Origin of the sequence: Phaeobacter sp. JH20_29 (genome assembly GCF_048056175.1) — a bacterium.
Classification (GTDB): Bacteria; Pseudomonadota; Alphaproteobacteria; order Rhodobacterales; family Rhodobacteraceae; genus Phaeobacter; species Phaeobacter bryozoorum.
The window spans coordinates 495,714-520,236 of the sequence record NZ_JAYMWO010000013.1 but is presented as its reverse complement, the minus strand read 5'-3'; the positions used below and the strand labels follow the sequence as shown (position 1 = coordinate 520,236).

Sequence of the window (24,523 nt, the reverse complement as noted above, 5' to 3'; positions counted from 1 at the left end):
CACCCGCCGCACCACGCCCAACGTGTTTCCGCGCCGCGGCGGTTCCTGATCTCGTGAGGTTCGGCGCGGCAAAATCCACCCTTGTCGATCAGGATGACGCCTTTTCGGGCATGAGCGGCAATTGGCCCGTTGGCGGTTGGGCGGGCGCAGTCTTGCCAGTCGGCAGATCCGCGCCTCAATCCTATCGGCAGGAACCTGCCCTGAGCCCTAATTTTGGGCCAATAGGCGCGCAAGATCTCCAAAAAATCCGCAGGGGGCTGGAACAAAGCGGCCGGCAATCTTCTTTAGGTGAGGCAGACGCGAGAGTAGCGCGTCCAAGCAAAGACAGATGTCGAAAGACAGACAAGGAGAAGTCGAGATGACTCGTATCGTATCCATGGCCGCTATCGCCGCCGCACTGAGCACTCCGGCCTTTGCCGGCAATCTGGAAGAGCCCGTCGTGGCACCAGCACCTGCCGCACCGCCCGTTGTGGTTGCCAATGACGGTGGTGACTGGACCGGTGCCTATATCGGTGGCCAAATTGGGCAGCTGGACGCAGACACCAGCAATGGCCTGTCGGGAGATGATGTCTCTTACGGTGTTCACGCCGGTTACAACTATGACTTCGGCCGCTTCGTACTGGGTGGCGAAATCGACTATGACGCCACCGATGTGGATCTGGGCGGCGGCGCTGCCACTGTGGACTCGGTGATGCGCGGCAAGGTCAAGGCCGGCTATGATTTCGGCCCGGTGCTGGCCTATGTGACCGGCGGTGTGGCGCAGGTTGATACCTCCGTCGGTGATGAAACCGGTGAATTCTACGGCATTGGCGTGGCCTATCGTGTCACCGATCAATGGACCGTCGGCGGTGAAGTTCTGGAGCATGACTTCGACAACCTGGGCAGCACCGGCATCAGCGCCGATGCGACCACCGTGTCGCTGCGCGCCTCTTACCAGTTCTAATGTTATCCCCCCGGGGATGATAGCGGCGCGTCCATTTCGGTGGGCGCGCCGTTTTCATGTGCAGATACCCCGCCCGGATCCACCCATACCTGCGGTGTCCTCCTTTGGTCGATTTGCAGGCTTGGCGGAGCTATTGCCTTGTGTTATGCAAATCCTATGAACCGGCTGTGCAACATTATTACCTGCTGCATTACCTGCTGAAAAACTCAGCGGGCTGGTTTCTGTCGTTCCCTTCTTTTGAACAAGTTGCTAAGCCCGCGCTGCGCGCCGCTGATCTGCGGCACCCGTTGGGAGATTGGCCTGAGGCGCCCTTGCGTTCCGGTCAGACGAAGGATTTGTGATGACGACGATCAAGCTGCACAACACACGCACCCGCCGCAAAGAGGTGCTGAACCCGATCAATCCCGACGATGTACGCCTCTATCTCTGCGGGCCGACAGTCTATGACCGCGCCCACCTGGGCAATGCGCGCCCGGTGGTGGTGTTTGATGTGCTCTATCGCCTGTTGCGCCATGTCTACGGCACCGATCACGTCACCTATGCGCGCAACTTCACTGATGTGGACGACAAGATCAACGCAACCGCTCTGGCGCGCAAGGAGGCTGGTGCCCCCGGCACGCTTGAGGAGCTGGTGCAGCAGCGGACCGAGGAAACCATCAGCTGGTATCTGGCCGATATGGCTGAACTCGGGGCGCTTGAACCGGATCACATGCCGCGGGCAACCGCCTATATCCCGCAGATGATTGACATGATCGAAGCGCTGATTGCCAAGGGCCATGCCTATGCCGACGGGGCAGGCCATGTGTTATTCTCGGTCAAGAGCTACAAGGACTACGGCGCGCTCTCCGGTCGCTCAGTGGATGACATGATCGCAGGCGCCCGGGTTGAAGTGGCGGATAACAAGCGCGATCCGATGGATTTCGTACTGTGGAAGCCCTCCACCGATGAGTTGCCGGGCTGGGACAGTCCCTGGGGGCGGGGGCGCCCGGGTTGGCATATCGAATGCTCCGCCATGAGCCACGAGCTGTTTGGCGCGAGTTTCGACATTCACGGTGGCGGCAATGATCTGATGTTCCCGCATCATGAGAATGAAATTGCGCAAAGCTGCTGCGCCCATCCCGAGGGCGATTTTGCAAAAATCTGGCTACACAATGAGATGTTGCAGGTCGAGGGCAAGAAGATGTCCAAATCACTGGGCAACTTCTTCACCGTGCGCGACCTGTTGGATCAGGGCTATCCGGGCGAGGTGATCCGCCTTGTATTCCTGCAAACCCACTATCGAAAACCGATGGATTGGACCGACAAGAAGGCAAAGGAAGCGGAGGCAACGCTGCGCAAATGGCGGGCGCTGACCGCGGGCATCGAGCCCGCGCCCACCGCTGCTGCCGCGGTTCTGGAGGCGCTGTCGGACGATCTGAATACAGCGGGTGCGCTTGCGGAGTTGCACAGGCTGGCCTCGGCCGGTGCCGCGGCGGATCTACTTGCATCGGCCAAACTGATGGGCTTGCTGAGTGATGAGATGGGGGCCTGGGCGGCAGGTGAAGATATTGATTTAAGCGCCTATGAAAAAGCGCTTTTCGAGGCGCGAGAGATCGCAATGAAAACCAAGGATTTCGCCGAGGTCGACCGGTTGAAGACCGCCTATCTTACCGCAGGCGTCGAGGTGCGGATGTCCAAGGAGGGGGTCCAGCTGGTGCCGGGGCCGGATTTCGACCCCGAAAAACTCGGCGCGATCTAGCCCCCCGATACGGATCCTCGCAGGTGGGCGCCGGGCCCGCCTGCGCCAGATCCAACAGACAGCAGAGGCCCTCATGACGGGGCAACGACCATACTTTGCCAAGCCATGAGGCCAGCCATGACCAAAGACCGTCTTTACCTTTATGACACCACCTTGCGGGACGGGCAGCAGACGCAGGGCGTGCAGTTTTCCACCGCTGAGAAAGTTCGGATCGCAACCGCACTGGATGGGCTTGGGGTGGATTACATCGAAGGCGGCTGGCCGGGGGCCAATCCGACGGACAGCGGCTTCTTTGAAACCGCCCCCAGAACGCGGGCAACCATGACCGCTTTTGGCATGACCAAACGGTCCGGGCGTTCGGCGGCAAATGATGATGTGCTGGCGGCGGTGCTGAACGCCGGCACCGCCGCGGTCTGTCTGGTCGGCAAGAGCCATGATTACCACGTGACCCATGCGCTGGGGATCGATCTTGAGGAAAACCTCGACAATATCCGCGCCTCCGTCGCCCATCTGGTGGCCGAGGGGCGCGAGGCGCTGTTTGATGCCGAACATTTCTTTGACGGATACCGGGACAATCCGGACTATGCGCTTGCGGCCTGTCGCACAGCGCTTGAGGCCGGCGCGCGTTGGGTTGTGCTCTGTGACACCAACGGCGGCACCCTTCCGGCGGATGTGGGCCGCATCGTCAAGGAGGTGATCGCGGCAGGGTTGCCGGGGGAGCGTCTGGGGATCCACACCCATAATGACACCGAAAATGCGGTGGCCTGTTCGCTGGCGGCAGTCGACGCCGGGGCGCGGCAGATTCAGGGCACGCTCAACGGTCTGGGGGAGCGCTGCGGCAATGCCAATCTGACAACGCTGATCCCGACGCTGTTGTTGAAGCAGCCCTATGCCGATCGCTATGACATCGGTGTCAGCCGGGAGGCCCTGAGCACTCTGACGGCGCTCAGCCGGATGCTGGACGAGATCCTGAACCGGGTGCCGACGAAACAGGCCGCCTATGTCGGGGCGTCGGCCTTTGCGCATAAGGCGGGGCTGCATGCCAGCGCGATCCTGAAAGATCCAAGCACCTATGAGCATATCGACCCGGCGCTGGTCGGCAATACGCGCATCATCCCGATGTCCAATCAGGCAGGTCAGTCGAACCTGCGTCGGCGCCTGTCCGAGGCAGGCCTGAGCGTCGAGACCGGCAACCCGGCCCTCGCGCGTATTCTGGAGCGGATCAAAACCCGTGAGGCCGAGGGCTATTCCTATGATACCGCGCAGGCCTCGTTTGAGATCCTTGCGCGCGAGGAACTGGGGCAATTGCCCGGTTTCTTTGAGGTGAAGCGGTACAAGGTGACGGTCGAGCGGCGCAAGAACAAATACAACCGCATGGTGTCGCTCTCGGAGGCGGTTGTTGTTGTGAAAGTGGACGGCCAGAAGCTGTTGTCGGTCAGTGAATCCCTCGATGAGACCGGCAGCGACCGCGGGCCGGTCAACGCGCTGGCAAAAGCGCTGACCAAGGATCTCGGCCAGTATTCCAAGGCGCTGGATGACATGCGGCTGGTCGATTTCAAGGTGCGGATCACCCAGGGCGGCACCGAGGCTGTCACGCGGGTCATTATCGACAGCGAAGACAGCAAGGGGCGGCGCTGGTCGACGGTCGGCGTCAGTGCCAACATAATCGACGCCTCCTTTGAAGCGCTGCTGGATGCGATCCGCTGGAAGCTGCTGCGGGACACCGACACGGCGGGCGGCGCGGCTTGATGCTTGCATTTGACGATGATGTGACCGCCTGCGCCGATCTGGTGCAGAAGGGCGACCCGGATCGCTTTGCCACGGTGATGGCTGCGCCGGTTGAAGCGCGGGCGGCGCTGTTTACGCTCTACGCCTTCAACCTTGAGCTGGCGCGGGCGCCCTGGGCCTCGGCGGAGTCGATGATTGCCGAGATGCGCGTGCAGTGGTGGCGCGATGTCGGGACAGAGATTGCGGCCGGTGGGCCGGTGCGACGGCATTACGTCGCAACGCCACTGCGGGCGGTGCTGCGGCCTGACCTTGCGGTGCATATTGATGGGATGGCAGAGGCGCGGCGCTGGGACATCTACCGCGACCCCTTCGAGGATGAGGCAGCGCTGGCGGATCACATCGACAAGACGACGGGCGCGCTCATGTGGATGGCAGCGGCGACACTGGGCGCGCGGGATGAGACGCTTGTGCGCCGCTTCGCCTATGGCGTGGGCGTCGCCAACTGGCTGCGGGCAATTCCGAAGCTGGTTGCCGAGAAACGCGTCCCGCTGCTGGATGGCACGCCGGAGGGGGTGCGCGCGCTGGCGGAGAGCGGTCTTGCAGCGCTGAAGGACGCTCGCTCCAATCGTGCTGCAATCGCAAAATCCGCCTTGCCCGCACTGCTGCCGGGCTGGCAGGCCAGCGCGATCCTGCAACAGGCGGTGGCGGAGCCTCGGCGGGTGGCCGACGGGACCCTGGGCACCAGTGAGTTCCGCCGCCGTGCCAGCCTGATCTACCGGGTCTCCACCGGGCGCTGGTAAGGCATCAAACGCCGGATAGGACCAGATAAGAAAGACGCCTGCGGCTCCCCGTCAGGCGTCTTTTCATGTCGTGCGGTCTCGGCTCGCCGGAGATCAGTGACCGTGAACAGGACGCGGTTTCAGCACCAACCACAACAGCGCGCCGCCCGCCAGCACCAGGAAGGGTGCCATCGCCATATTGACTGCGGTCCAGCCTTCGACCGGGCTGCCGCCGGAGCAATTCATCAACCCGCCTGAAGCCAGCGAGGCAAAGGTGACACCGCCAAAGACCAGCAGATCGTTGAGCCCCTGCATCCGACCGCGCTCATAGCTTTCATGAGCACCCGCCAGCATCGTGGTTGCGCCGATGAAGCCAAAGTTCCAACCGATACCCAGCAGGACAAGCGCGACAAAGAAATTTTCCAGATCAACGCCTTGCAGGGCAACAGCGCCAGCTCCGCCCAGGATCACAAGGCCCGCGCCGACGATTTTTTCGACACCGAAACGCGCGATCAGATGCCCGGTAAAGAAGGACGGTACATACATCGCCAGCACATGGGCGGTGACGACATCCGCCGCGCTGCCTTCGCTGAAGCCGCAGCCAACAACGGCCAGCGGTGTCGACGTCATCACCAGGTTCATTAGCGCGTAGGACACCATGGCGCAGATCACTGCAACCGCGATGGTGGGGTTGCGCAACAGCTCCATCCGGCTGCGCCCTCGGGGCGCATCTTCGCTGGGCACCGGCGGTTTCGGGATTTTCAGGAACAGGAACAGGACTGCGCCCAGCACATTGACGGCGACCACGGCCATATAGGTGCCAAGGAAAGGGATCACAAAGGCTTGGCTTGTCGCCTTCACGATCTGCGGGCCGATGATCGCGGAGAGCAGACCGCCAGCCATCACATAGGAAATTGCCTTGGGCCGGAACGCATCAGAGGCGGTATCGGTGGCGGCAAAACGGTAAAATCCCTGTGCACTCATGTAGATGCCGGTGAGGAAACTGCCGAGGAGAAAGATCGGAAACGAGCCGAGGTAGAGCCCATAAGCCCCGATGACACCACCCAATGTGCCACCAGCGGCGCCAACAAAGAACCCCGCCTTACGTCCGTAGCGCTGCATGATCGCCGAAATCGGCGTTGCCGCCAGCATGGAACCGGCCACAATCAGCGAAATCGGCAGCGTTGCGAAACAGGCATTGCTGGCAAGCGATTGACCTGCGAGACCACCAATGGTGAAGATCATCGGCATCTGCGCACCCAGAAAGGCCTGCGCGAGCACGAGAATGACAACATTGCGCTTGGCGATGCGGTCGTCGGGGAGGGGGAGGCTGTCTGTCATGGCAGATGCGTATCCCCGAAAATCCGACAGGGCAAGATTGATGCTGCATCGGTGCGCTATGCGCGCGAAAAAGACGCAAAGGAGCGGTACAATGACAGGATCGCAAACTCCGGTCGGTCAGTTTGGGGGTGACGCCCGGTCGGCCGCAATCGGGCGGATCATCACCAGCGATGCCTGTGTGCGTGAGGGCGCCCAATGGCTGGCCGCAAGCGACCCGCGCTTTGCCCGCGCGATCGACCTCTGCGGCCCCCTGCCGCTGCGCCGCAAACCGGAGGGTTTTGCCGAACTGCTCAGCGCGATTGTCAGCCAGCAGGTGAGCGTTGCCTCCGCCAATGCGATCTGGGGCCGGATGGTCGGAGCCGGGTTGGACACTGCGCCTGCTGTTTCCGCCGCCAGCGAGGACGACCTGCGCGCGGTTGGCCTCAGCCGTCAGAAGATCCGCTATGCCCATGCTCTTGCGGCAGCGGGACTTGATTTTGACGCGCTGCGCCAGCTCCCCGATGCCGAGGTGATCAAAATCCTGACACAAGTGTCCGGTATTGGCACATGGACCGCAGAGATCTATGCGATGTTTTCGCTTGGTCGGGCGGATGTCTTTGCCCATGGTGACCTGGCCCTGCAAGAGGGGGCGCGGATCCTGCTCGATCTGCCGCAGCGGCCAAAACCCGCCGAGATGCGCCGCATAGCTGAAGCCTGGTCACCCTGGCGGTCGGTTGCGGCGCGCGTGCTCTGGGCCTATTACCGGGTGGCAAAGGACAGGGAAGGGATCCGATGACACGAGTATTGACAGCTGAACGCAAGGCGCCCCTGTCGGGGCAGACCCGATCTGTGGTGGTGTTTCTGCATGGCTATGGCGCCAATGGGGCCGATCTGCTGGGGCTGGCGGACCCGTTGGGGGAACATCTGCCGGATACGCTGTTTGTGGCCCCGGATGCCCCGGAGCGCTGCGCAGGCACGCCCTTTGGTTTCCAGTGGTTCCCGATCCCTTGGATCGACGGCTCCTCCGAAGAGGAATCGATGCGCGGCATGATGGCCTCCATCGAAGATCTGAATGCCTTTCTGGATGCGCTGATGGTGGATGAGGATGTGCTGCCGGAACAGGTGGTGCTGTTTGGATTCTCCCAGGGCACCATGATGAGCCTGCATGTGGCCCCGCGTCGCGAAGATGCGGTGGCTGGAATCGTTGCCTTCTCCGGTCGGCTGCTGTCGCCCGAAACGCTGAAGGACGAAGTTGTCTCGAAGATGCCGGTATTGCTGGTGCATGGCGACGCCGATGACGTGGTGCCGCCGCAATCTCTGCCAGAGGCAGCTGAAGCTCTGGGGGAGGCCGGATTTCAGGACGTCTTTGCCCATATCATGAAGGGCACAGGCCACGGCATCGCGCCCGACGGTCTGAGCGTGGCGCTGGCCTTCATGCGCGACAAGCTGAGCCTCTGATCCGCCAGAGCGGTTTGCCAGACAAAACGCCGTCGAAAGCCGTGCAGCCTAGCGCTTGCGCGGCTTTCGCGGTTTGCGGGGCGGCTTTTGCGGGTCTGACGGGGTTGTTTTTGCGCCTGCCGCCTTGCGCCGGGCAATCGCCTGCCGGTTCGGGGCGGGTTTGGGTTTTGGCGGACCGGGGATGCTGGGCACCTCCAGATCTTCCCAGGTGCCGGGGCTGAGCCCGTCAAGAGTCCAGATGCCGATGGCCGCCCGGATCAGGCGTAGTGTCGGATGGCCCACTGCCGCTGTCATCCGCCGTACCTGCCGGTTGCGGCCTTCGCGAAGGGTGAGGGCGATCCAGCTGTCGGGTACGGATTTACGCACCCGGATTGGTGGGGTCCGGGCCCAGATTCCCTCCGGTTCGTCGATCAATGCGGCCTTGGCAGGTCGGGTCAGCCCATCTTTCAGCTCAACACCCTCTGCAAGCGCCTGAATGGCGGCCGCATCCGGTGTCCCCTCGACCTGCACCCAATAGGTTTTCGGCATCTTGTGCTGCGGATCCGAGATCCACGCCTGCAAGCGGCCCTGGTCGGTCAGCAGCATCAACCCCTCACTGTCGCGATCCAGTCGCCCGGCGGGATAGACACCGGGCAGGTCAATCCAGTCGCTCAGCGTGGCGCGCGGGCTGCCCTCGCTGCCGCGGTCGGTGAACTGGGGCAAAACATCGAAGGGTTTGTTGAAACGGATCAATCTGGTCATCAGTCTGCAATAGGCAGCCCCCGGCAGGCTGGCAAGGGCAGCGGCGTTGCCGGCAGTGATTTCGCATAGGGGATTTCGCGACCGCCGACCCGCCAGCAGCTGTCATGCCGCTGTCACGGAATCATCCTACCGCTTGAGGCGAAGCGAGGTCAGTGCCCCGTTGCGATCATTGATAATGGGGGCTTGCCAGCTGACTGACACGATATATAGTTAAATCAAAGCAGGGGCGGGCTCCCCGCTCTGGTGTCGAAACGCAGGCAGACAGGGCGGTTGAGCCGTTGCAGAACATGCAGATCCATCAGCAAGAGATGACAGCATATGTCGCGCCTCCGGCGTGGACTGCAATCCGTGGTCCTGTTGCGCCGCAGAATGGTACCGGGGTGAGGACGCGGCCGCAGACCGGGCTGCGAATACCTGTCTGGCCTTACCCGTGCCATCTGTCGGTATCCCTGCGGAGCACTGGCAGCAAGAAACCTGATTTGAAGACAAGCGCGTGGGCTCCACGCGCTTTTGTTTTTTTCAATACCGGGACGATCCGGCAGGCTGGAAACAGACTGCTGCGCCGCCCTGGTCAACGGCGTTGGTCCGGGCGCAGGCCACCGCTGTTGAAACGAGGAGGTGCAGTATGACCGTCGCCGTTGGTAATCTCAGAACATTGATTCTGAACGCAGATATGCAGCCACTCAGCTGGGCGCCGCTATCCGTCTGCAATTGGCAGGATGCTTTTGTTGCCGTCCATCAGGAGCGGGTCATACAGGTCAAAACCTACGAAAATGTGGCGGTTCATTCGGCCTCTGCCTCCTTTGAAGTTCCCGCCGTGGTCGCCCTCAAGCGGTATCGCAAGCGCAAGAAAGTGGCCTTTACCCGCTATAATGTCTTTCTGCGTGATGAATTCTGCTGTCAATATTGTGGCAAGCGCTTTGCTGCGAAGGATCTGACGTTTGATCACGTGATCCCTCGCAGCAAGGGCGGGGCTTCGTCCTGGACCAATATCGTGGCCTGTTGCAGCGCCGATAATCTGCGCAAGGGCAATCTGAAACCGCAGCAGGTCGGACTGAAACTGCGCCGCAAACCCTTTGCTCCCAGTCCGCATGAGCTGGATGCCATCGCCCGCCGTCTGCCCCGTCCGAAGCCTGAATTGCATCAAACCTGGATGGATTTTCTCTATTGGGATAGCGAACTGGACAGCTGAATCTCATCAGTCGTTCAAAAATAATCTAAGGCCCCGACCGGACAGGCGGGGCCTTTTTCCTTAGAATAGCTGCGAGAGACGATCCCGATTTCAGCCCTTGGCGCGCTGCACCATGCCGAAGAGATCGCGCGGGTCGTCCGGGTCGGCGAGCATGTCCAGCTCCAAAAAGAAATCCGTGTCCTTGATCCGGTCACGGATGTAGCGCAGGGCCGAGAAATCCTCGATTGCAAAGCCGACACTGTCAAACAGGGTGATCTGCTTGTCATCCCGGCGACCGGGTTTCTGGCCAAGGATCACCTGCCAGAGTTCCGTCACCTCAAAATCCTCCGGCATCTGCTGGATCTCGCCCTCGACGCGGGTTTGCGGCGGGAATTCCACAAAGACATCAGAGCGGGTCAGGATACCCGGTGCCAATTCGGTTTTGCCGGGGCAATCACCGCCGATGGCGTTGATATGGACGCCGCTGCCGACCATGTTGTCAGTGAGGATGGTGGCATATTGCTTGTCAGCGGTGCAGGTGGTCAGGATCTGCGCGCCTTCAATCGCTTCTTCGGGGGTTGCGCAGGACACCACGGTGAGGCCGCTGCCAGCAAGGTTGGCGGCACATTTCGCGGTCGCCGCCGGGTCGATATCGTAGAGGCGAACCGATTTCAGCCCGCAGATTGCCTGCATGGCGAGCGACTGGAACTCCGACTGCGCGCCATTGCCAATCATCGCCATTGTTGTGGCGCCCTTCGGGGCCAGATGTTTTGCAACCATCGCAGAGGTCGCGGCAGTACGCAGCGCGGTCAGGATGGTCATCTCGGTCAGCAGCACGGGATAGCCTGTGTAGACATCGGCGAGCAGGCCAAAGGCGGTCACCGTCTGCAACCCCTCTGAGGTGTTCTTCGGATGGCCGTTGACGTATTTGAAGCCATAGGCTTCGCCATCGGAGGTCGGCATCAGCTCGATCACGCCGACGTCGGAATGGCTGGCAACCCGCGGCGTCTTGTCAAACAGCTCCCAGCGTTTGAAATCCTCTTCGATGTAATCGGCGAGGTCCCTCATCACGGTGTCGATACCGATCGAGTGAATGAGGCGCATCATGTTGTCGACGCTTACAAAAGGCACAAGCGCCTTATCCGAAGGTTGGGTCATGACCGGATCCTTTCACGGGGGCTAAGGTGGATGCCTGCCAGCATGCAGCGCATTGACCCGCCAGCGGTTTCAGTTGTTGGAATGGCGCGTCGCAGCGGCGTGCCGTACTCAGAGGGCGCAGCCTGATGCTGGCTCATTGATAGCTTCGCGTCGGACGATCAAACACGCGCCGACCCAGGGCCGAGGCACAGAGATCGACCATCAGATGGGCCGTGCGCCCGCGTTCGTCCAGAAACGGGTTCAGCTCGACCAGATCGAGCGAGGTCATCAACCCGGAATCATGCAGCATCTCGCAGACCAGATGCCCCTCACGGACAGTTGCGCCGCCGGGGACGGTGGTGCCGACAGCCGGCGCCACGGAGGGGTCGAGGAAATCGACATCCAGCGAGACATGCAACATGCCGTTGACCTCGGCCACGCGGTTGAGAAAGGCCGAGAGCGGACCTGCAATGCCGTTCTCGTCAATCTCGCGCATGTCGTGACGATGAATGTTGCTCGCCTCCAGCGCCAGCCGCTCCGGGGTGTCGACCGACCGCAGACCGATCATACAGACGTTTTCCTGCGGCACCGGGTTCTGCACCTTCGGAAAGCCCGCAAAATCCGGACGGCCGGTGAAATACCCCACCGGCGTGCCATGCAGGTTGCCACTGTCGGAGGTGGCCGGCGTGTGGAAATCTGTATGGGCGTCGAGCCACAGCACGAATTGCGGACGGCCTTCCTTGGCGGCGTGGTTGGCAACACCGACAACGGATCCGAGCGACAGGGAATGGTCTCCGCCCAGGAAAATCGGCAGGCCGTCCTTCATCGCTTCTTCCGCAGCGCGGATCAGGCGGTTGGTCCAGCCAATGGTTTCATTGCGGGCAAAGACAAGACCGTCATTGTGGTCGGCCTCATGGCTGGCCGGACGCAGGTTGCCCTGATCAATCACCTTGTGACCCAGGCTTTCGATGGCACGTCCCAGACCGGCGGTGCGATAGGCATCCGGCCCCATCAGGCACCCTGCGCGCCGCTTGCCACTGTCTACGGGAGCGCCGATCAGAATACAGGTCTTGGATGTCACGCGCATATCTCCTCTGCGAAAAGTGAATACTCTTAGAAAGCTCCGATTTGAGGTGGAATCCAGCAATCATTTCGCTCATATAGTAGGGCAAATCGTCAAGATGGAGATCAGATTGGACAAAACGGATGAACGGCTGATTGCCGCCCTGCGCCATAACGCACGCGCCTCACTCTCCGATCTTGCCTTGCAGCTGAACCTGTCGCGGACCACCGTCCGGGCACGGATCGAGCGGCTGCAGACCAAGGGCGATATCCTTGGCTTTTCCGTAGTGCTGAAAGAGGATGTGCTGCGCGACCCGGTTCGCGGTCTTATGATGATCGGTATCGAGGGGCGCGGCACCAGCCGCATCACCCGCCAGCTTCAGGGGCTGCCCGAGGTGCGGGCGATCCATACCACCAACGGACGCTGGGACCTGATCGTCGAGCTGGGCACCGAAACGCTGGAAACGCTGGATGCCGCGCTGGCAAAGATCCGTACCTTTGAAGGTGTGGTCAGCAGCGAGACCAATCTTCTGCTCGCCACAAAGAAAGACAGCTAAAAAGGATAGATCGCCGCGTGGAGAGCTGCGGCCGGGGCCCTGTGCGTCGGCTCCCGGTGACTGGCTGCACCGGGATCAGATCCGGTTTTTGCGCATGTGGTTGGCTGCGGCAATCCAGATCACCGCCAGCAGCAGCGAGGCAATCGCATTCCAGCTGGCCATCGACAGGCTGAATAGCTCCCACGGGACCTCGTCGCAGCGCACGAGCGGTGCCGACATGATCTGCTGCATCAGATCTTCGGAGCTCAGATTGCCGATCGGGCCGGAGGTGCAGGAGTTCGGACCTTCCCACCAGCCACGCTCAACCCCGGTATGATAGGCACCGATGGCGGCAGTCGCCAGCGCGGCCAGCGCGCCAAGGTAGGGCAGGATCAGCAATGGTACCGCCAGCGCCAGAGCACCGATGACGACAGCTGCGCCATGCGGATAGCGCTGCCAGATGCACAGTTTGCAGGGGGCCATCTCGCCGATGTATTGAAATCCAAAGGCACCAAGCAGCAGTGCAGCAGATCCGGCACTGGCAATCAGGATGAGAATTCGGCTCATGTTTACAATACCTTCACTGCAAGAAACCCGCCGAACAACAACACCACAAAGACCGTAAAGACAAGCCCCAGCCGACGTTCGATGAAATCGCGGATGGGCGCGCCAAACTGCCACAGCAAGCCCGCAACCATAAAAAACCGCAGCGCACGGGCCAGAATGGAGGTCACAACGAAGGTTGCGATTGGCATCCCGGTCCAGCCTGACATGATTGTGATGACCTTATACGGAAAAGGCGTGATCCCGGCGATCAGCACCGCCCAGAACCCAAAATCATTGAAGCGGCTGTTGAATTCAGCCATGGCATCTGCCTTGCCCATCGCGGCCAGCACCGGCTGGCCGATGCTGTCGTAGAAAAATGCGCCAATGGCGTAGCCGAGCATTCCGCCAGCCACGGAGGCGACCAGAGCCACCAGCGCAACCAGCCAGGCACGTGATGGGCGCGCGAGGATCATCGGGATCATCAGAACATCCGGCGGGATGGGAAAGACCGAGCTTTCGATGAAGGCAACGCCGGCCAGCCACCACAGCGCCTTTGGGTGGTCGGCCAAGGCCATCGTTCGGTGATATAGCGCACGCAGCATCCTGTGAAGCTCTCCCTGGCAATCCGCCCTGAGCGGTGCCACGTCGGGATGAGCAGGTCAACCACGATGGTTGCCCGCTACACAGCCGTCGGCAGGCAGATGTTTTTTTGCCGCCAGGCGCGCGATTTGCCTATGGACCTCGGCCTTTGGCTTGGGTAGGAACGGGGCAGAGGCCCAAGTGGCGGAATGGTAGACGCAGGGGATTCAAAATCTCTTGTGGATGCACTGTATAGTATTGAGTTTTATAGGTTTCTTGGTCTGTTGGTACTCGCGGTTACTCGGCGCGGTTACTCGGTAGCAAGAATCCTATGTGCGGGTGTGGCGGAATTGGTAGACGCGCCGGATTCAAAATCCGGTTTCCGAAAGGAATTGTGGGTTCGATTCCCACCACCCGTACCATTCACTTATGTGCCGCCATTCCTCATAAAGACCACCTTGTTCGCAGTCTCGGATCGGTTCCGCGCATAACGGTCTGTTGTGGTCACCTGAGTGTGTTGCGCGGCATCCCTCAGGCTGTATGGATCAACCATTCCCTTGGCCTCAGAGATCCCGCCAGCCCGTGTGTCTCGGATCTGAAGTTCCTCCGGCAGTTTCAGGTCTCGGATGATCTGTTTGAAGGCTCGTGTAACCACACCGTTCTTTGGTGGTCGACCGTTAGGCAGGGTGATGACCGGACCGCGCCGACGCTCCTTTGGAACCTCTGAGAGCCGACGCTGAATGTCGGGGGTGTTCCTCAGATCATAGACGTAGGGTTCGGGCAGGCTGTCACGGGTTTTGCTGATCACCTTGGTGAGGCTGGAAAGATCCTGAGAAATCATATCCCAGGTCAGGCCGTCGACCCACATCTTGCCACCGTCCTGAATGCCGCCCTCACGACCGTTGGCATCTTCCCACTGGCCGACAACATCGACCCCGCGCAACATAAACTCGAACCGGATCAGGACCGACAGTGAGACATGACATTGCCCGCGCTTGTCCGCCTCTGCAACGACCGCATTTACCTGATCACGCGAGATACATGTGCTGCGGCTGGCTGGGTTCTTGAGCCGCATTTCCTCGCGGATGATCTTGAGTTCCCGACACTTCAACTCGCCGATCTTGATCCCGTGGGAATTGACGAGCCCCCAATGCGTGAACCATTTCTTGATGTAGTGGACCGATCGACCCTTCTCTTGCATCGACCGGCGCCACGTCATCATGCGCTCGTAGTTGGTCTCCTCGATGAGGACATTGCTGATGGCGTTCTCCACCCTGGCCAGCGCCTTGAGGTAATCCGCACGTGTGGTTGGACGGACCTCGTGGATCCCGCTGAACTGGTCGTGCTTGTATCGAGCGATAAGCCAGCCCCATGTTCCGGGTTGCCGGCCGTTGGTCTCTCCGTCGTACCATTCCAGCATTTCGCGGGTGAGTGCGCGGCACTGGCGGGCTCGATCATAATCAAGTCCATCACCTTTGCAGCCGGGCAGGGCGTATGTTCTCACGCTATACCCAGCATCCAGATACTTTTTCGGAGGGCGCCAGAAGTAAGTCCCGCGGTCTTTGCGGTGCTTGATGCAAGGCGCATAGCTGGGATCGCTATCGTCCCAGACGCTTTTATCAAAACCCATTTTGATCCTCTTGGTTGGTTGATTGTAACCGCCCTGGTCGCGACTTCGCCTTTCTGGTGTTGCGTTCGCGCGCCCATTCCTCAATTGCCTCACGGTGTCTTAGACCGATAGCCGGATCAATCTCCGGCAGGCCGTATTGCGCTTCAAGCGTGGTAGAATTCGCCCTCAGCCACTTCACGTCATGGCCGAGGAGTTTTGCAACTTCCGCTTCCTTCACGAAAAGAGACTGCACACTCATGGATCAGGTGTCCTCCTTAAGAGGCGGGGCGAACCGAGATCGAACTGCCGCCTCTGCCGCGGCCTCCGCCTCGTGCAAGTCCGGCCCTTTCAAAACAATTTCGGCATACACCATTCGTCCATAAGCCTCAGGATCGACATTGCTGGTCGCGACATAAAACGCAGATGGGGTACCCACTCGTTTCAGGGCACTTCGCAGCCTCTCCACTTCCTCATTCAGAGCGTGTTCTTTAGGGTTCGGGTTGATGCAGGCAAACCAGCGCTCGCACTTGTCTAGCGCGCGATCTGCGGCTTCGATGTCGTGATCAGTGCGGATCGCTTTACGAAGACGCGCGAAGTCCTGGAGCATTGTCTCCGCGCGCGCATGATGGACAAAATCAGGTGCTTCCATCCTCAGCCCTCCAATGCTGCTTTGATGCGAGCTTCGTAGTCGGCTTGGGCTGCGGCCTTGGCTTCCTCAAGTGTTGCAAACAGCTCTTTGGTTCCGGCGTGTTTAAACCCGCCTTTGGGGGCTTGCCAAACCCACTTAGCGACACTCGCAAAGAAGCCATCTGGCGGCGTTCCTTTCCACCGCCATCCGCCCTCGCATTCCCACACCAGCGGCTTGACCTTCACCCCATCTGCGCTTTCACGGGCTTGGTGGAAGGTGGTGAGGGCGTTACGCATGTCGCGCTCAAGGTCTCCCTTGTCATTGCACATGTCCATATAAGCAAGCTGTTCTTTCACAGCCTCCGCCAGCGCAACCGCTGCTTTAATCAGGTCAGTCATTGGGGGTGTCCTGTTCAATAAGACAGCGGACGGAAAATGGCAGCATCTCCCAGAACTTTGCCGAGCCTTCTGGATCTCGGCTCATGACTTGTAACTTTTGACCCAAAGCGTAGAGGTTCCTTGCCATTTCCCTCTCCATCTGGTATTTTTGCCAGAGTGCAGGATCCCACGGCTTTAATCTGGGTCTGGCATCGGACCATCCACCGTGACGTCCGGCAGGTGTGCCATCTGCTCGGAATTTCTGAGCGGTGCCCTCCACGAGGATCAGGCCATTCTTATAGATCTGAGTAATTTTCGACCGGGTCATGTAAAGCCGGTTTCTCATGCCTGACCGCGAAACGAGTAGAACATCCTGACCGACTTCGAACTGTGCTCCTACCATCACCCTTCCCCCTCAGTGCTGGTGTACTTGAGGGCGCGGATGCGTTTAGCCGCCTCATCACAAATCGCCACTTCCTCCGCCGTTGGGGATCCACCGTCTGGAGGCACAAGGCAGGAATGCTGTGCTTGATAGGCCGCCTCTTCCAACGCCTCATCCCGTGCAGCCCGCAGCTGGGCGCGGTGGGTGTCAGTGCGGGTGTTCCAGTCGGCGTCCGCTTCATCCTGAGTGACGCATGGCTTGCTGGAGCAGGCACAATTGTCCGAACAGCTTACCCGGTATTTGGTTTCATACCACGGCGGCCCTCCCGACACCCGATTTCCAAGGCACGTATGCCGCAGGCCAGCGCTCCCACAAAACGGGCATGGCAGCAGTTCCGCCTCTTTGCTTGTGTCAGTCATTTCGTCTCCTCCAACATCTTGCGGAGTTGCGTTTCCTGTGCGGCCTCTGCGGCGGCCCATGCGGCGGCCCATGCGGCGGCCCGTGCGGCGGCCCGCCCCGCCTCCATGGCGTCGTCGTTGCGCAGCATTGCGATCTGATCACGCACACGGGTGTCGCTTGGGCGCTCTGCTTCAAACAAGTGCAAGACCTGCTCCGCGCCCCATGCTTGGAAGTGACGCGCCAGTCTGTCATCGGGCATCGCGTAAAACAGAACCCAAAGCGCATCATCAAGGCCGTTGCTATCCAGTACTTGCAGCAGGGTGACAGGCTCATCATCGGCCTTGGTTTTGCCGAGGCTTTTGAGAAGCTTGGTGTAACCTTCCTCGCAGGCGCGCCCGCTTTGGGGACTGCCCTCACGAATGCGGCGCAAAGTGGTTGTGCTGCTGTACTTCAATTCAGTCATGTGTGTTCTCCGTTCAGAGGCTCAGGCCACGTCGCTGAGTACGCGCGCCAGATCGAACAAACGACGGCGCTGGTTCTCGGGGATCGCGTAGTAGGACCGCACGAGATCCATTGCTTCCTTGTCGCCCATCAGATCATTTGGGGTGTTACCCTCATCGCCTGTCGGTTGCGGGGCGCCGGTCAGTCCCTCAAAGAAGAAGATGATGGCCACACCAAGGGCATCCGCGATTTGCCAAAGGCGGGAAGCGCTGACGCGGTTGGCGCCGGTCTCGTATTTCTGGATCTGCTGGAACTTGACGCCGGATAGATCCGCCAGCTGCTGCTGCGTCATGCCGATGAGCCAGCGACGGTGCCGGATGCGCTTGCCTACGTGTGTGTCAACGGGATGGGTCATGTGTCTTCTCCTTTTCCCAAGGCGGGCTTTTGAGTGTTACGGGTTTACCCCGGCTATTCGCGCTGAGGCTCTGTGCCATCGTGATCCGCTCGGACTTGCTCATCGGCTGCGTTCTGCGGCGGTGCAGGTGACTTGGCGGCTGAGGTGAGCGAAGGTTCGACATATCGGCCTCCGGAGTGTTTCGGGGGTGGGGATTGTTGGAATTCAGGCGGCAACGGGAACGGCCAAATGCGCGGCGTTGGCGCTGGCAAGCACCTCGGCCATCACTGGTGGCACGCTGTTGCCGCACATGCGGGTTTGTTCGGCTTTTGTCATGATCCGCTCTCCGGCCCGGTCGACCTGGTAGTGATCTGGGAAGCTCTGGGCGCGGAATTGTTCGCGTGGTGTCAGCATGCGCATGCCGATATCGGTGACGGCGTAGGTCTCGCCATGGATCTCGACAGTCACAAGGCCGAACGTGTCGCGTGTTGCAAGGGTGTGCAAGGGTTCGTCCAAGTGTTGCCCGACGCCTTGGCCGTAGTATTTTTGCAGGAAGGCCCCGATGATCGCGCCGTGACGACCGCCCGCGCAGATAGATGGGTGGGGATCTCGGATATCGCGCGCACTTCTGCTGCTGCCGTGCATGTTCATCAGGTGCGCCGCGACGATCTGTTGCTGCGTGCCGCGCGTTGTCAGGGTGCTGAGCGGTGCAGAGGCCGGTCGTCCTGCGTTGTTCTTCATTCTCGCACCGGCGTTGTGTTGCGCCAGGAAGGCGGCAACAAGAGCGTGTTTGCCGCCGCCCGCTACGGCTGTGCCAAGGGGCTTATGCAGCCCTGGCACGCGCGGTGCCTGACCGGGCCGTTCACCATAGCCTGTTTGCACAAGGGTCGGCACGATGAGCGCGTTTTGATCTTTCGGGCTGGCCGTGATCGTGTGCATCGGATCGAAGCCGCTGCGTACAGATCCCCCTTGCTGGGCATAGGTGACCAGGAACGGTTCTTTCGCATCGATCACATAGCGCATGACGCCGCGCGCGACCCGGCGGAGTGTGGCATCTGCGAGGGGGCGAATGGCGCGCAACCCGTGCTTTTCCTTGATCTCGTCGCTGCTGTCAAAAATGCTGGGGCAGGGCAGAGACCAATCAATGATTTCAGCAGCAGTGCGCCATGGCTTTCGCTGTCCGTCAATGACCTCTGCGCTACTGGGCGCGCCATGCGTCGGGGTGGGCCAGACAATTGGCCGGCCGTCACAGCGCGCGATCAGGAACAAGCGCTTGCGGATGGTAGGAGCGCCATAATCGCAGGCGCGCAGCTCTTGCCATTCAACCTTGTATCCAAGGCGTTTAAGTTCTTTGACCCAATGCTTGAAGGTCTGCCCCTTGCGATCCGGGCAAGGGCGGTTTTCGGCTGTCAGCGGGCCCCAGTCACGGAACTCTTCGACGTTCTCCAGCATGATCACATCCGGGCGCGCGCGTTTTGCCCATAGGACCACGACCCATGCCAGATCACGGATGTTCTTTTTGACGGGCTTGCCACCTTTGGCCTTGCTGTGGTGTTTGCAGTCTGGGCTGAACCATGCCAGCCCCACGCGACGGCCCTTGCAGACCTCTGCGGGATCCACGTGCCAGACGTTGGTATTCAAGTGCAGCGTGTCGGGATGATTGGCCTGGTGCATCGCCAGCGCTGCTGCATCATGGTTGATCGCGACGTCAGGGCTGCGCCCCAAGGCCATCTCAATCCCGGTGCTGGCCCCGCCACCGCCTGCAAAGCTGTCAATGATCATGGGGCGGGCATTGATCGGTGCCGCCGTAGGCTGATCGAGCTGAAATAGGGCGTTCATCAAGCAATAACCTCTAGTCTTTGTGGATTACAGTGAGGGCAGGGCAGTCCGCGCTTGTTCTCGGAGAGCGTCCATTCGTCAGGAATCCAGCCAGTGTCATGGTCGCAGTGGGGGCACACGAAGCGAATGCCAGGACTGCCGCCGGGGAGGTGGCCAGCATCGGCAACACGCATCCGCTTGATGGGTGCCGCGCGGGGCAGGTCGTCTTTAGGGAACAGCATGGCGGCTCCATCAAAGGGGTGGGGTTCAGTTGGAAATGGGTTTGGGCTTGCGGCAGGCTTCGCCTTGGATTGCGTCACACTCGAAACACTCGCCATGCAGGTCGACGCCGCCACCGTCGCATCGCCGGTCTGTGCTTTCAGCGAGCATCATCCGGTAGCAATCGCCGCAAAGGTTCTCGCTGTATCGGCACATATTGCAGTGGTCTGGTCCCCAATTGGGCATAGGTCTCTCCATCAAAGGGGGGGCACATCGGCCCCTTTCTCCCGCCCTGGCTCACTCACGGATCAAGGCCAGGGCGGGTTTAAAAGTAAGATGCTGCGGCTGACGCGGCGACGATCAGAGCGGCGGCGATACAGATGGCGAGGGCGTAGGGCAGGGCCTTGGCCATCTCTCGAAACAGTTCGGGCAGATCACTCATGCGATCACCACCGCGTCAGGAATGATGATCACGCCATGGTCGATCAGCAGCGCGTGGGTTTCGGTGAGCCCGTGGAGCATCCGGGTCATCATCGCGGCGCCAAACTTCTTCTCCAGATAGCGAAGCGCTTCCTGATCAACACCGTCGATGATTGCGTGGCAGGCGGAACAGCCGAAAGCGACCCCCATGTCTGTGACCTTGGTGCTTTTGCCCTTGCCCCAAATCGGGAGGTGACAGCCAACTGTGGTCTCATGGTCGGCACATCTGCGGCCGGGAACGAACGACGCAATCCGAAGGGTGCAAGGCGCACCTTCTGCGGCATCCATGATACCCTCAGAACGGATCTTTGGGAGAAGATGGGGGCGGTGCTGGATCATCGCTTCCACCACTTCGGCTTCATGCCGCCGTTTTTGTTGCCGTCTGGATCGCTCCTGTCAGTGTCTTGGTCGATGCGATACATCGCACCGATCATAGAACCACGAGAAACCCTGAACCGTTGTGCGAGTTCTCCACAGGTCAGGCCGTCATGGTCCCGCAGATGCAGCGCATTGAGCAACTGCTCGTCTGACATGCCGCGCTGGGTCACTGCTCCGGTCTCCCGCCTAAGCCGCAGTATCCATGCTGATGCTCCACCTCCACCCCGTAGGCCTCAGGATCACGCATGACATTTGCCACGGCCTTCTTGTGGTACAGGTGCTGAGGCTTGGCCTTTTGACCGGTCTCTGCGGCTTTGTCTTGAGCCAGCACGGCTTCCTCGCGCTTGATGGCACTGAGGAACCGCGGATCGCTTGCGGAGTGAGGCAACCAACGCCAAATGATGCACTTTTCAGCACGGCATTTGCGTTGATCGCCGTCACCGTGGACGCGGGCGAGGGGGCAAGCCAGTTTTCCGGCCTGCTCCGGGGTGATGAAACCGCTCATGCGATCACCTGTAGGGTGAAGCCAAGTGCCAGAAACACCAGCGTGATTACCGCGAGATGACCGGATCCCTTATCGTTACCGTTCTCAAACGCCTGACCTAAGGCAATGGCGAAGAGTGCGGCGGCCAATAACAGGATCGCAGCGATGAGGTGAAGGATCACAGCGCTCATGCGTCACCGCCTTCCTGTTCGGCTGCGTTGTAGGCCTCGTTCCAGCCAGCCATCCAGTTGGTCCGCTGCGGATCGTCCTCGTGCGGGCAGTCTGAGGCGGTCTTACCTTGGGTGAAGGCGGTGGCACCCTCGTCGTGTTCAAACGTTCTCTCTGTGGTGCCACCGTCCTCCTGCTGCTCCTGCTCGACAGGGGCCGCATCCTCATCGGCGGGGAGGATTTCGCCGTCGAGGGTACTTGTCTCATCGTCTGGTGCTTTTGCTTCAGTCGACTGATCTGATTGACGAGCCCTCGTCGCGCGGGCTGCGAAACCATTGGAGGCTTCGCTTTCCGGGGTCACGTCGCGTATCGGTTTCATCTCCTCAACTTCATCAGAAGAGTAGGCTCCCATCATAACGTCCGACCGATAACGACGAGCCCAACCACGGCCAGCGGCATAGGCAAGCTGAGAATCCGGATCGTTGTGCCAGAGTGGGCTGTTCTTGATCGTGATCTGATCAAGCGTCATGGTTTCGTAGGTCAGCTCTGCACCATCAACGTCCACCCAATAGGCGATACACTTTCGATCTCCGGTGGCGGTACGTGCAGCTACCTGGTTGCCCTTGTGAGATCTCACAGGCTTGTCCAAGATCGTGATCCGACCCTCGTAGCGGTAACGCAGTTTCACTCCAGCATTACGTAGCGCTGCGGTGAATACCTTGGCTTGGTAGCCAATAATGCCGCCAGACTTCGCCTGGTACGTCTCCATGGCCAGAGCGAAGGGGTCGAAACCCCAGTGTGTGGCTCGCATGGTAACAGCCATACAGAGCGCGGGTTTATTCTGAAGATGCTGCGGCAGCATCTCTCCCGCTTTGCACATGACCTCTGAAAACTTCACCACGTCGCTTAAGCCGGCGAAATTGTAGCTTCCAAGGCCGGGGTCGAACGATTTTACGTCTGCAACCTGTTGCGCCATGCGCTGTGTGGGTGTCAGTTCATTGCTGCTCATGGGGCAACTCCTGCTGTGTTCATCTCTTCGAGAATTCTCTCGCGCTCATCATCCGACCAACGGAAGATGCCCGGGTGCTCTCCGGGTTCCTGCCAGTGGCCGCTGTCCAGACATTCGCGAAAACGACGGAGATTTTTGTGATTGTAAAAACGGCCAATCGACACCTCCTCCTCAGGGATCTCGACTGGGATGCAAAAGTGTGGTCGTCGGTCTGACTGAAATATGAGCCCCACTGCCTCAGGCTGGTTGCCGGTCAGGACCTCGTACCCTTCATGGGCAAAGCCCATCTGCATGTCGTAGCGATGCTTGCGGATCGCGCGATAGCAGAGATCTTTGTCGAAGGGCGCACCTTGGGGGCTGATCTTTTTATAGTCGCCTGCGTAGCCATCTTCTGAGACCTGATCGGGACGGGCGAGACACCAAAGATCAGTCGCCGGATCCTTCCAAGCCATGGTAATCTCGGGCAGTCCTCCCAAAAGCGAAACAGCCATTGGATCAATGGCGAGGGCCTTGCCCATGTCGCGGATCATCTGCATTTGATTTTCGGTGATCTTGTCACGAGGGTCTTGATCCACCTCGCGCCAGAAGGCGACGGAGCGATTGCCCGACTGGCTTCCACGCCCTTCTTTGATTGCAGTCAGCTGAGCGCGGGTCGGACGGTTGGGACGGTTATCAGGGAGAACATAAAAGTGACGGTCCACCTCATCCTCTCCGCCCTCCACATAGGCTGCCATAGCGCGACCAAGGCGCAGAGCGTCAGTGTCTTCCCTCTCCCAGATCCGCTCTTTGTTCAGCTGGTGGAAGGCCCAGACATCACCTGGGTATTCCAGCTCCATACGGCGCAAAATGCCGCTGGTGACGCTAGGGCCATCGCAAGGCTGACCATGGTGCACATCCAAGGGAATATTGTAGAAACCGGGTTCCCTTATTAATTCGCCTGGAGCCAGTGTGCGAACATCGAAGGTCATCAGACCGCCACCTTCACATGGGGGATCTTGCCGTCGATCATCAATTCAATCAGATGTTCGTAGGAGCGGGGCTGAACCTTGGTGATTGAAGCCACGATTTCCGCAGTAATCGCTTTGCGGTGGTCGGCGTCAGCCTTGCGCTGCGCCTCGGCTTCTTCGGCGGCGCGCTTCTCGTCCTCGATCCGCTTGCGTTCGGCGGCCGCAGCTTTATCCGCGGCATCCTTAGCCTCTTTCAGTTCCTGCTGATGGCGCGCTTCGGCATCGGCTTTTTCCTGTTCGGCTCGTTTCTCAGCTGCAATCCGCGCGCGTTCGGCTTCTTCATGAGCACGATCTTTGGCTTCACGCTCTTCCTGCTCACGCTGACGGGCCGCTTGTTCCTCGGCCTCTTTGCGTTCGCGTTCGGCCTTTTCGGCGCGCAGCTGCTCAAGTTCGGCTTCCTGAGCCTCGCGGGCCTGAGCAATGGCCAGATCATCACGATACTTGTCCAGTGCAGCGGCCTTTTGCTGGCGCGCATCACCTTCGAATTCTTCCCAGTCGGAGCTGATCTCAGTGGCTTCGATAAGGTCGATCTTGGCCTGCAACTCAGCTGAACTGTCGTGAGAGGAGAGAGCCTCAAGTGAAAACTTGTCCAAAGCCAGCATATGAGCCTTAACCCGCTCGGCTTCTTTTGCCTCAAATTCGTCGGCCGGCGCTTTGATTTTGTCCCGCAACTCGTCAAGGCGACTGGTGGCTACCTTGCGTTGATCGTTCACCTTCTTGGTCTTTTCACGCCAGTCCTCTGTCATCTCCTTTCCGACAGCATCGATCAGCGTCTTTGACCGTGACACCTTCGCCGCCAAGCTTCGGGCAGCCTTGCGTCCTTTGTCGGTTGAGTAGTCACAGTGGACAGCAGAAACCTCTGTCTCGATGAGCGTCACGAGCTCCTCAATCCCACCTTCCTTGCCAAAATACTGGGGGATCTGAGCTTTCTCGGGGATCTTCGTCAGTTCGGTGGTTGTCGTTTCGGTCATATCGTCCTCGCAAAAGAAAGG

General features: G+C 60.0%; 29 protein-coding genes and 1 tRNA gene. 9 read left to right on the top strand and 21 right to left on the bottom strand.

Annotation, left to right across the window (positions count from 1 at the left end; all coding sequences use genetic code 11):
- The first annotated feature begins 358 nt into the window (after positions 1-358).
- The 4 genes from VWZ85_RS12305 (at position 359) to VWZ85_RS12290 (ending at position 5,209) form a co-directional block, all read left to right on the top strand.
- Positions 359-943, top strand: coding sequence for an outer membrane protein (locus VWZ85_RS12305; RefSeq protein WP_340545653.1), 585 nt, complete (start codon positions 359-361; stop codon positions 941-943).
- Positions 944-1,283: 340 nt separating this feature from the next.
- Positions 1,284-2,681, top strand: coding sequence for a cysteine--tRNA ligase (gene cysS, locus VWZ85_RS12300; protein WP_416588505.1), 1,398 nt, complete (start codon positions 1,284-1,286; stop codon positions 2,679-2,681).
- Between the two features lie 117 nt (positions 2,682-2,798).
- Complete coding sequence (cimA, locus tag VWZ85_RS12295) at positions 2,799-4,430, top strand: citramalate synthase (RefSeq protein ID WP_416545893.1); 1,632 nt, start codon at positions 2,799-2,801, stop codon at positions 4,428-4,430.
- Entirely contained in the window at positions 4,430-5,209 is a 780-nt protein-coding gene (locus VWZ85_RS12290) for a squalene/phytoene synthase family protein (protein WP_416588503.1), read from the top strand. The genes cimA and VWZ85_RS12290 overlap by 1 nt, the downstream gene beginning before the upstream one ends.
- Positions 5,210-5,302: 93 nt before the next feature.
- Here VWZ85_RS12290 and VWZ85_RS12285 read toward each other — a convergent pair whose 3' ends face one another.
- A complete protein-coding gene (locus tag VWZ85_RS12285; RefSeq protein ID WP_416538780.1) occupies positions 5,303-6,529 on the bottom strand; it encodes an MFS transporter in 1,227 nt (408 codons plus the stop codon).
- A gap of 91 nt (positions 6,530-6,620) precedes the next feature.
- Between VWZ85_RS12285 and VWZ85_RS12280 the strand changes: the two genes are divergently transcribed.
- Both VWZ85_RS12280 and VWZ85_RS12275 read left to right on the top strand, forming a co-directional pair.
- On the top strand, positions 6,621-7,304 hold the full coding sequence (locus VWZ85_RS12280; RefSeq protein WP_340545648.1) for a DNA-3-methyladenine glycosylase family protein: 684 nt from the start codon (positions 6,621-6,623) through the stop codon (positions 7,302-7,304).
- Positions 7,301-7,966, top strand: coding sequence for an alpha/beta hydrolase (locus tag VWZ85_RS12275; protein ID WP_340545647.1), 666 nt, complete (start codon positions 7,301-7,303; stop codon positions 7,964-7,966). Before VWZ85_RS12280 ends, VWZ85_RS12275 begins: the two co-directional genes overlap by 4 nt.
- 48 nt (positions 7,967-8,014) lie before the next feature.
- On the opposite strand, the gene VWZ85_RS12270 is transcribed toward VWZ85_RS12275, so the two are convergent.
- Positions 8,015-8,707, bottom strand: coding sequence for a pseudouridine synthase (locus tag VWZ85_RS12270; RefSeq protein WP_416588501.1), 693 nt, complete (start codon positions 8,705-8,707; stop codon positions 8,015-8,017).
- A 625-nt stretch (positions 8,708-9,332) separates the two neighbouring features.
- Here VWZ85_RS12270 and VWZ85_RS12265 point away from each other — a divergent pair.
- A complete protein-coding gene (locus tag VWZ85_RS12265) occupies positions 9,333-9,899 on the top strand; it encodes an HNH endonuclease (protein ID WP_416540148.1) in 567 nt (188 codons plus the stop codon).
- Positions 9,900-9,989: 90 nt separating this feature from the next.
- Here VWZ85_RS12265 and VWZ85_RS12260 read toward each other — a convergent pair whose 3' ends face one another.
- Both VWZ85_RS12260 and rocF read right to left on the bottom strand, forming a co-directional pair.
- Positions 9,990-11,036, bottom strand: a complete 1,047-nt coding sequence (locus tag VWZ85_RS12260) for an ornithine cyclodeaminase (RefSeq protein ID WP_416534901.1) — start codon at positions 11,034-11,036, stop codon at positions 9,990-9,992.
- 133 nt (positions 11,037-11,169) lie between these two features.
- The gene (gene rocF, locus VWZ85_RS12255; protein WP_416534902.1) at positions 11,170-12,096 is read right to left on the bottom strand and encodes an arginase; all 927 of its coding nucleotides are present in this window, start codon (positions 12,094-12,096) and stop codon (positions 11,170-11,172) included.
- Between the two features lie 112 nt (positions 12,097-12,208).
- On the opposite strand from rocF, the gene VWZ85_RS12250 reads away from it, so the two are divergent.
- Complete coding sequence (locus VWZ85_RS12250) at positions 12,209-12,634, top strand: Lrp/AsnC family transcriptional regulator (RefSeq protein WP_340545642.1); 426 nt, start codon at positions 12,209-12,211, stop codon at positions 12,632-12,634.
- 75 nt (positions 12,635-12,709) lie between these two features.
- On the opposite strand, the gene VWZ85_RS12245 is transcribed toward VWZ85_RS12250, so the two are convergent.
- Both VWZ85_RS12245 and VWZ85_RS12240 read right to left on the bottom strand, forming a co-directional pair.
- Positions 12,710-13,180 (bottom strand): disulfide bond formation protein B, encoded by a 471-nt coding sequence (locus tag VWZ85_RS12245; protein WP_416538778.1) that lies wholly within the window; start codon positions 13,178-13,180, stop codon positions 12,710-12,712.
- Positions 13,181-13,182: 2 nt separating this feature from the next.
- Entirely contained in the window at positions 13,183-13,761 is a 579-nt protein-coding gene (locus tag VWZ85_RS12240; RefSeq protein ID WP_416588500.1) for a YqaA family protein, read from the bottom strand.
- Positions 13,762-14,073: 312 nt separating this feature from the next.
- Here VWZ85_RS12240 and VWZ85_RS12235 point away from each other — a divergent pair.
- Positions 14,074-14,160 (top strand) — tRNA-Leu (locus VWZ85_RS12235).
- A gap of 5 nt (positions 14,161-14,165) precedes the next feature.
- On the opposite strand, the gene VWZ85_RS12230 is transcribed toward VWZ85_RS12235, so the two are convergent.
- The 15 genes from VWZ85_RS12230 to VWZ85_RS12160 all read right to left on the bottom strand — a co-directional run bounded on the left by VWZ85_RS12230 (position 14,166) and on the right by VWZ85_RS12160 (position 24,502).
- The gene (locus VWZ85_RS12230) at positions 14,166-15,368 is read right to left on the bottom strand and encodes a hypothetical protein (protein ID WP_416588497.1); all 1,203 of its coding nucleotides are present in this window, start codon (positions 15,366-15,368) and stop codon (positions 14,166-14,168) included.
- Positions 15,358-15,606, bottom strand: coding sequence for a hypothetical protein (locus VWZ85_RS12225; protein WP_317959805.1), 249 nt, complete (start codon positions 15,604-15,606; stop codon positions 15,358-15,360). The genes VWZ85_RS12230 and VWZ85_RS12225 overlap by 11 nt, the downstream gene beginning before the upstream one ends.
- A 3-nt stretch (positions 15,607-15,609) precedes the next feature.
- Positions 15,610-15,996 (bottom strand): hypothetical protein, encoded by a 387-nt coding sequence (locus tag VWZ85_RS12220; RefSeq protein WP_416588494.1) that lies wholly within the window; start codon positions 15,994-15,996, stop codon positions 15,610-15,612.
- A 2-nt stretch (positions 15,997-15,998) separates the two neighbouring features.
- Positions 15,999-16,373 (bottom strand): hypothetical protein, encoded by a 375-nt coding sequence (locus tag VWZ85_RS12215; protein ID WP_416558407.1) that lies wholly within the window; start codon positions 16,371-16,373, stop codon positions 15,999-16,001.
- Positions 16,366-16,755: a hypothetical protein gene (locus tag VWZ85_RS12210; RefSeq protein ID WP_416588491.1), complete on the bottom strand. Its 390-nt coding sequence runs from the start codon at positions 16,753-16,755 to the stop codon at positions 16,366-16,368. The genes VWZ85_RS12215 and VWZ85_RS12210 overlap by 8 nt, the downstream gene beginning before the upstream one ends.
- A gap of 394 nt (positions 16,756-17,149) precedes the next feature.
- Positions 17,150-17,596 carry a hypothetical protein gene (locus VWZ85_RS12205; protein WP_416588486.1) on the bottom strand — a complete coding sequence of 149 codons (447 nt, stop codon included), beginning with the start codon at positions 17,594-17,596 and terminating at the stop codon, positions 17,150-17,152.
- A gap of 21 nt (positions 17,597-17,617) precedes the next feature.
- Positions 17,618-17,989: a helix-turn-helix domain-containing protein gene (locus tag VWZ85_RS12200; protein WP_416588483.1), complete on the bottom strand. Its 372-nt coding sequence runs from the start codon at positions 17,987-17,989 to the stop codon at positions 17,618-17,620.
- 204 nt (positions 17,990-18,193) lie between these two features.
- On the bottom strand, positions 18,194-19,807 hold the full coding sequence (locus tag VWZ85_RS12195) for a DNA cytosine methyltransferase (RefSeq protein ID WP_416588482.1): 1,614 nt from the start codon (positions 19,805-19,807) through the stop codon (positions 18,194-18,196).
- 636 nt (positions 19,808-20,443) lie between these two features.
- Complete coding sequence (locus tag VWZ85_RS12190) at positions 20,444-20,773, bottom strand: nuclease domain-containing protein (protein ID WP_416588480.1); 330 nt, start codon at positions 20,771-20,773, stop codon at positions 20,444-20,446.
- 47 nt (positions 20,774-20,820) lie between these two features.
- A complete protein-coding gene (locus tag VWZ85_RS12185) occupies positions 20,821-21,033 on the bottom strand; it encodes a hypothetical protein (protein ID WP_416551486.1) in 213 nt (70 codons plus the stop codon).
- A complete protein-coding gene (locus VWZ85_RS12180) occupies positions 21,030-21,368 on the bottom strand; it encodes a hypothetical protein (RefSeq protein ID WP_416588478.1) in 339 nt (112 codons plus the stop codon). Before VWZ85_RS12180 ends, VWZ85_RS12185 begins: the two co-directional genes overlap by 4 nt.
- Positions 21,365-21,538, bottom strand: coding sequence for a hypothetical protein (locus VWZ85_RS12175; protein ID WP_416588475.1), 174 nt, complete (start codon positions 21,536-21,538; stop codon positions 21,365-21,367). Before VWZ85_RS12175 ends, VWZ85_RS12180 begins: the two co-directional genes overlap by 4 nt.
- Complete coding sequence (locus VWZ85_RS12170) at positions 21,535-22,524, bottom strand: Rmf/CrpP family protein (RefSeq protein WP_416588472.1); 990 nt, start codon at positions 22,522-22,524, stop codon at positions 21,535-21,537. The genes VWZ85_RS12175 and VWZ85_RS12170 overlap by 4 nt, the downstream gene beginning before the upstream one ends.
- Positions 22,521-23,492, bottom strand: coding sequence for a PD-(D/E)XK nuclease-like domain-containing protein (locus VWZ85_RS12165; RefSeq protein ID WP_416588470.1), 972 nt, complete (start codon positions 23,490-23,492; stop codon positions 22,521-22,523). Before VWZ85_RS12165 ends, VWZ85_RS12170 begins: the two co-directional genes overlap by 4 nt.
- Positions 23,492-24,502, bottom strand: coding sequence for a hypothetical protein (locus VWZ85_RS12160; RefSeq protein ID WP_416551493.1), 1,011 nt, complete (start codon positions 24,500-24,502; stop codon positions 23,492-23,494). The genes VWZ85_RS12165 and VWZ85_RS12160 overlap by 1 nt, the downstream gene beginning before the upstream one ends.
- Positions 24,503-24,523 lie beyond the last annotated feature (21 nt).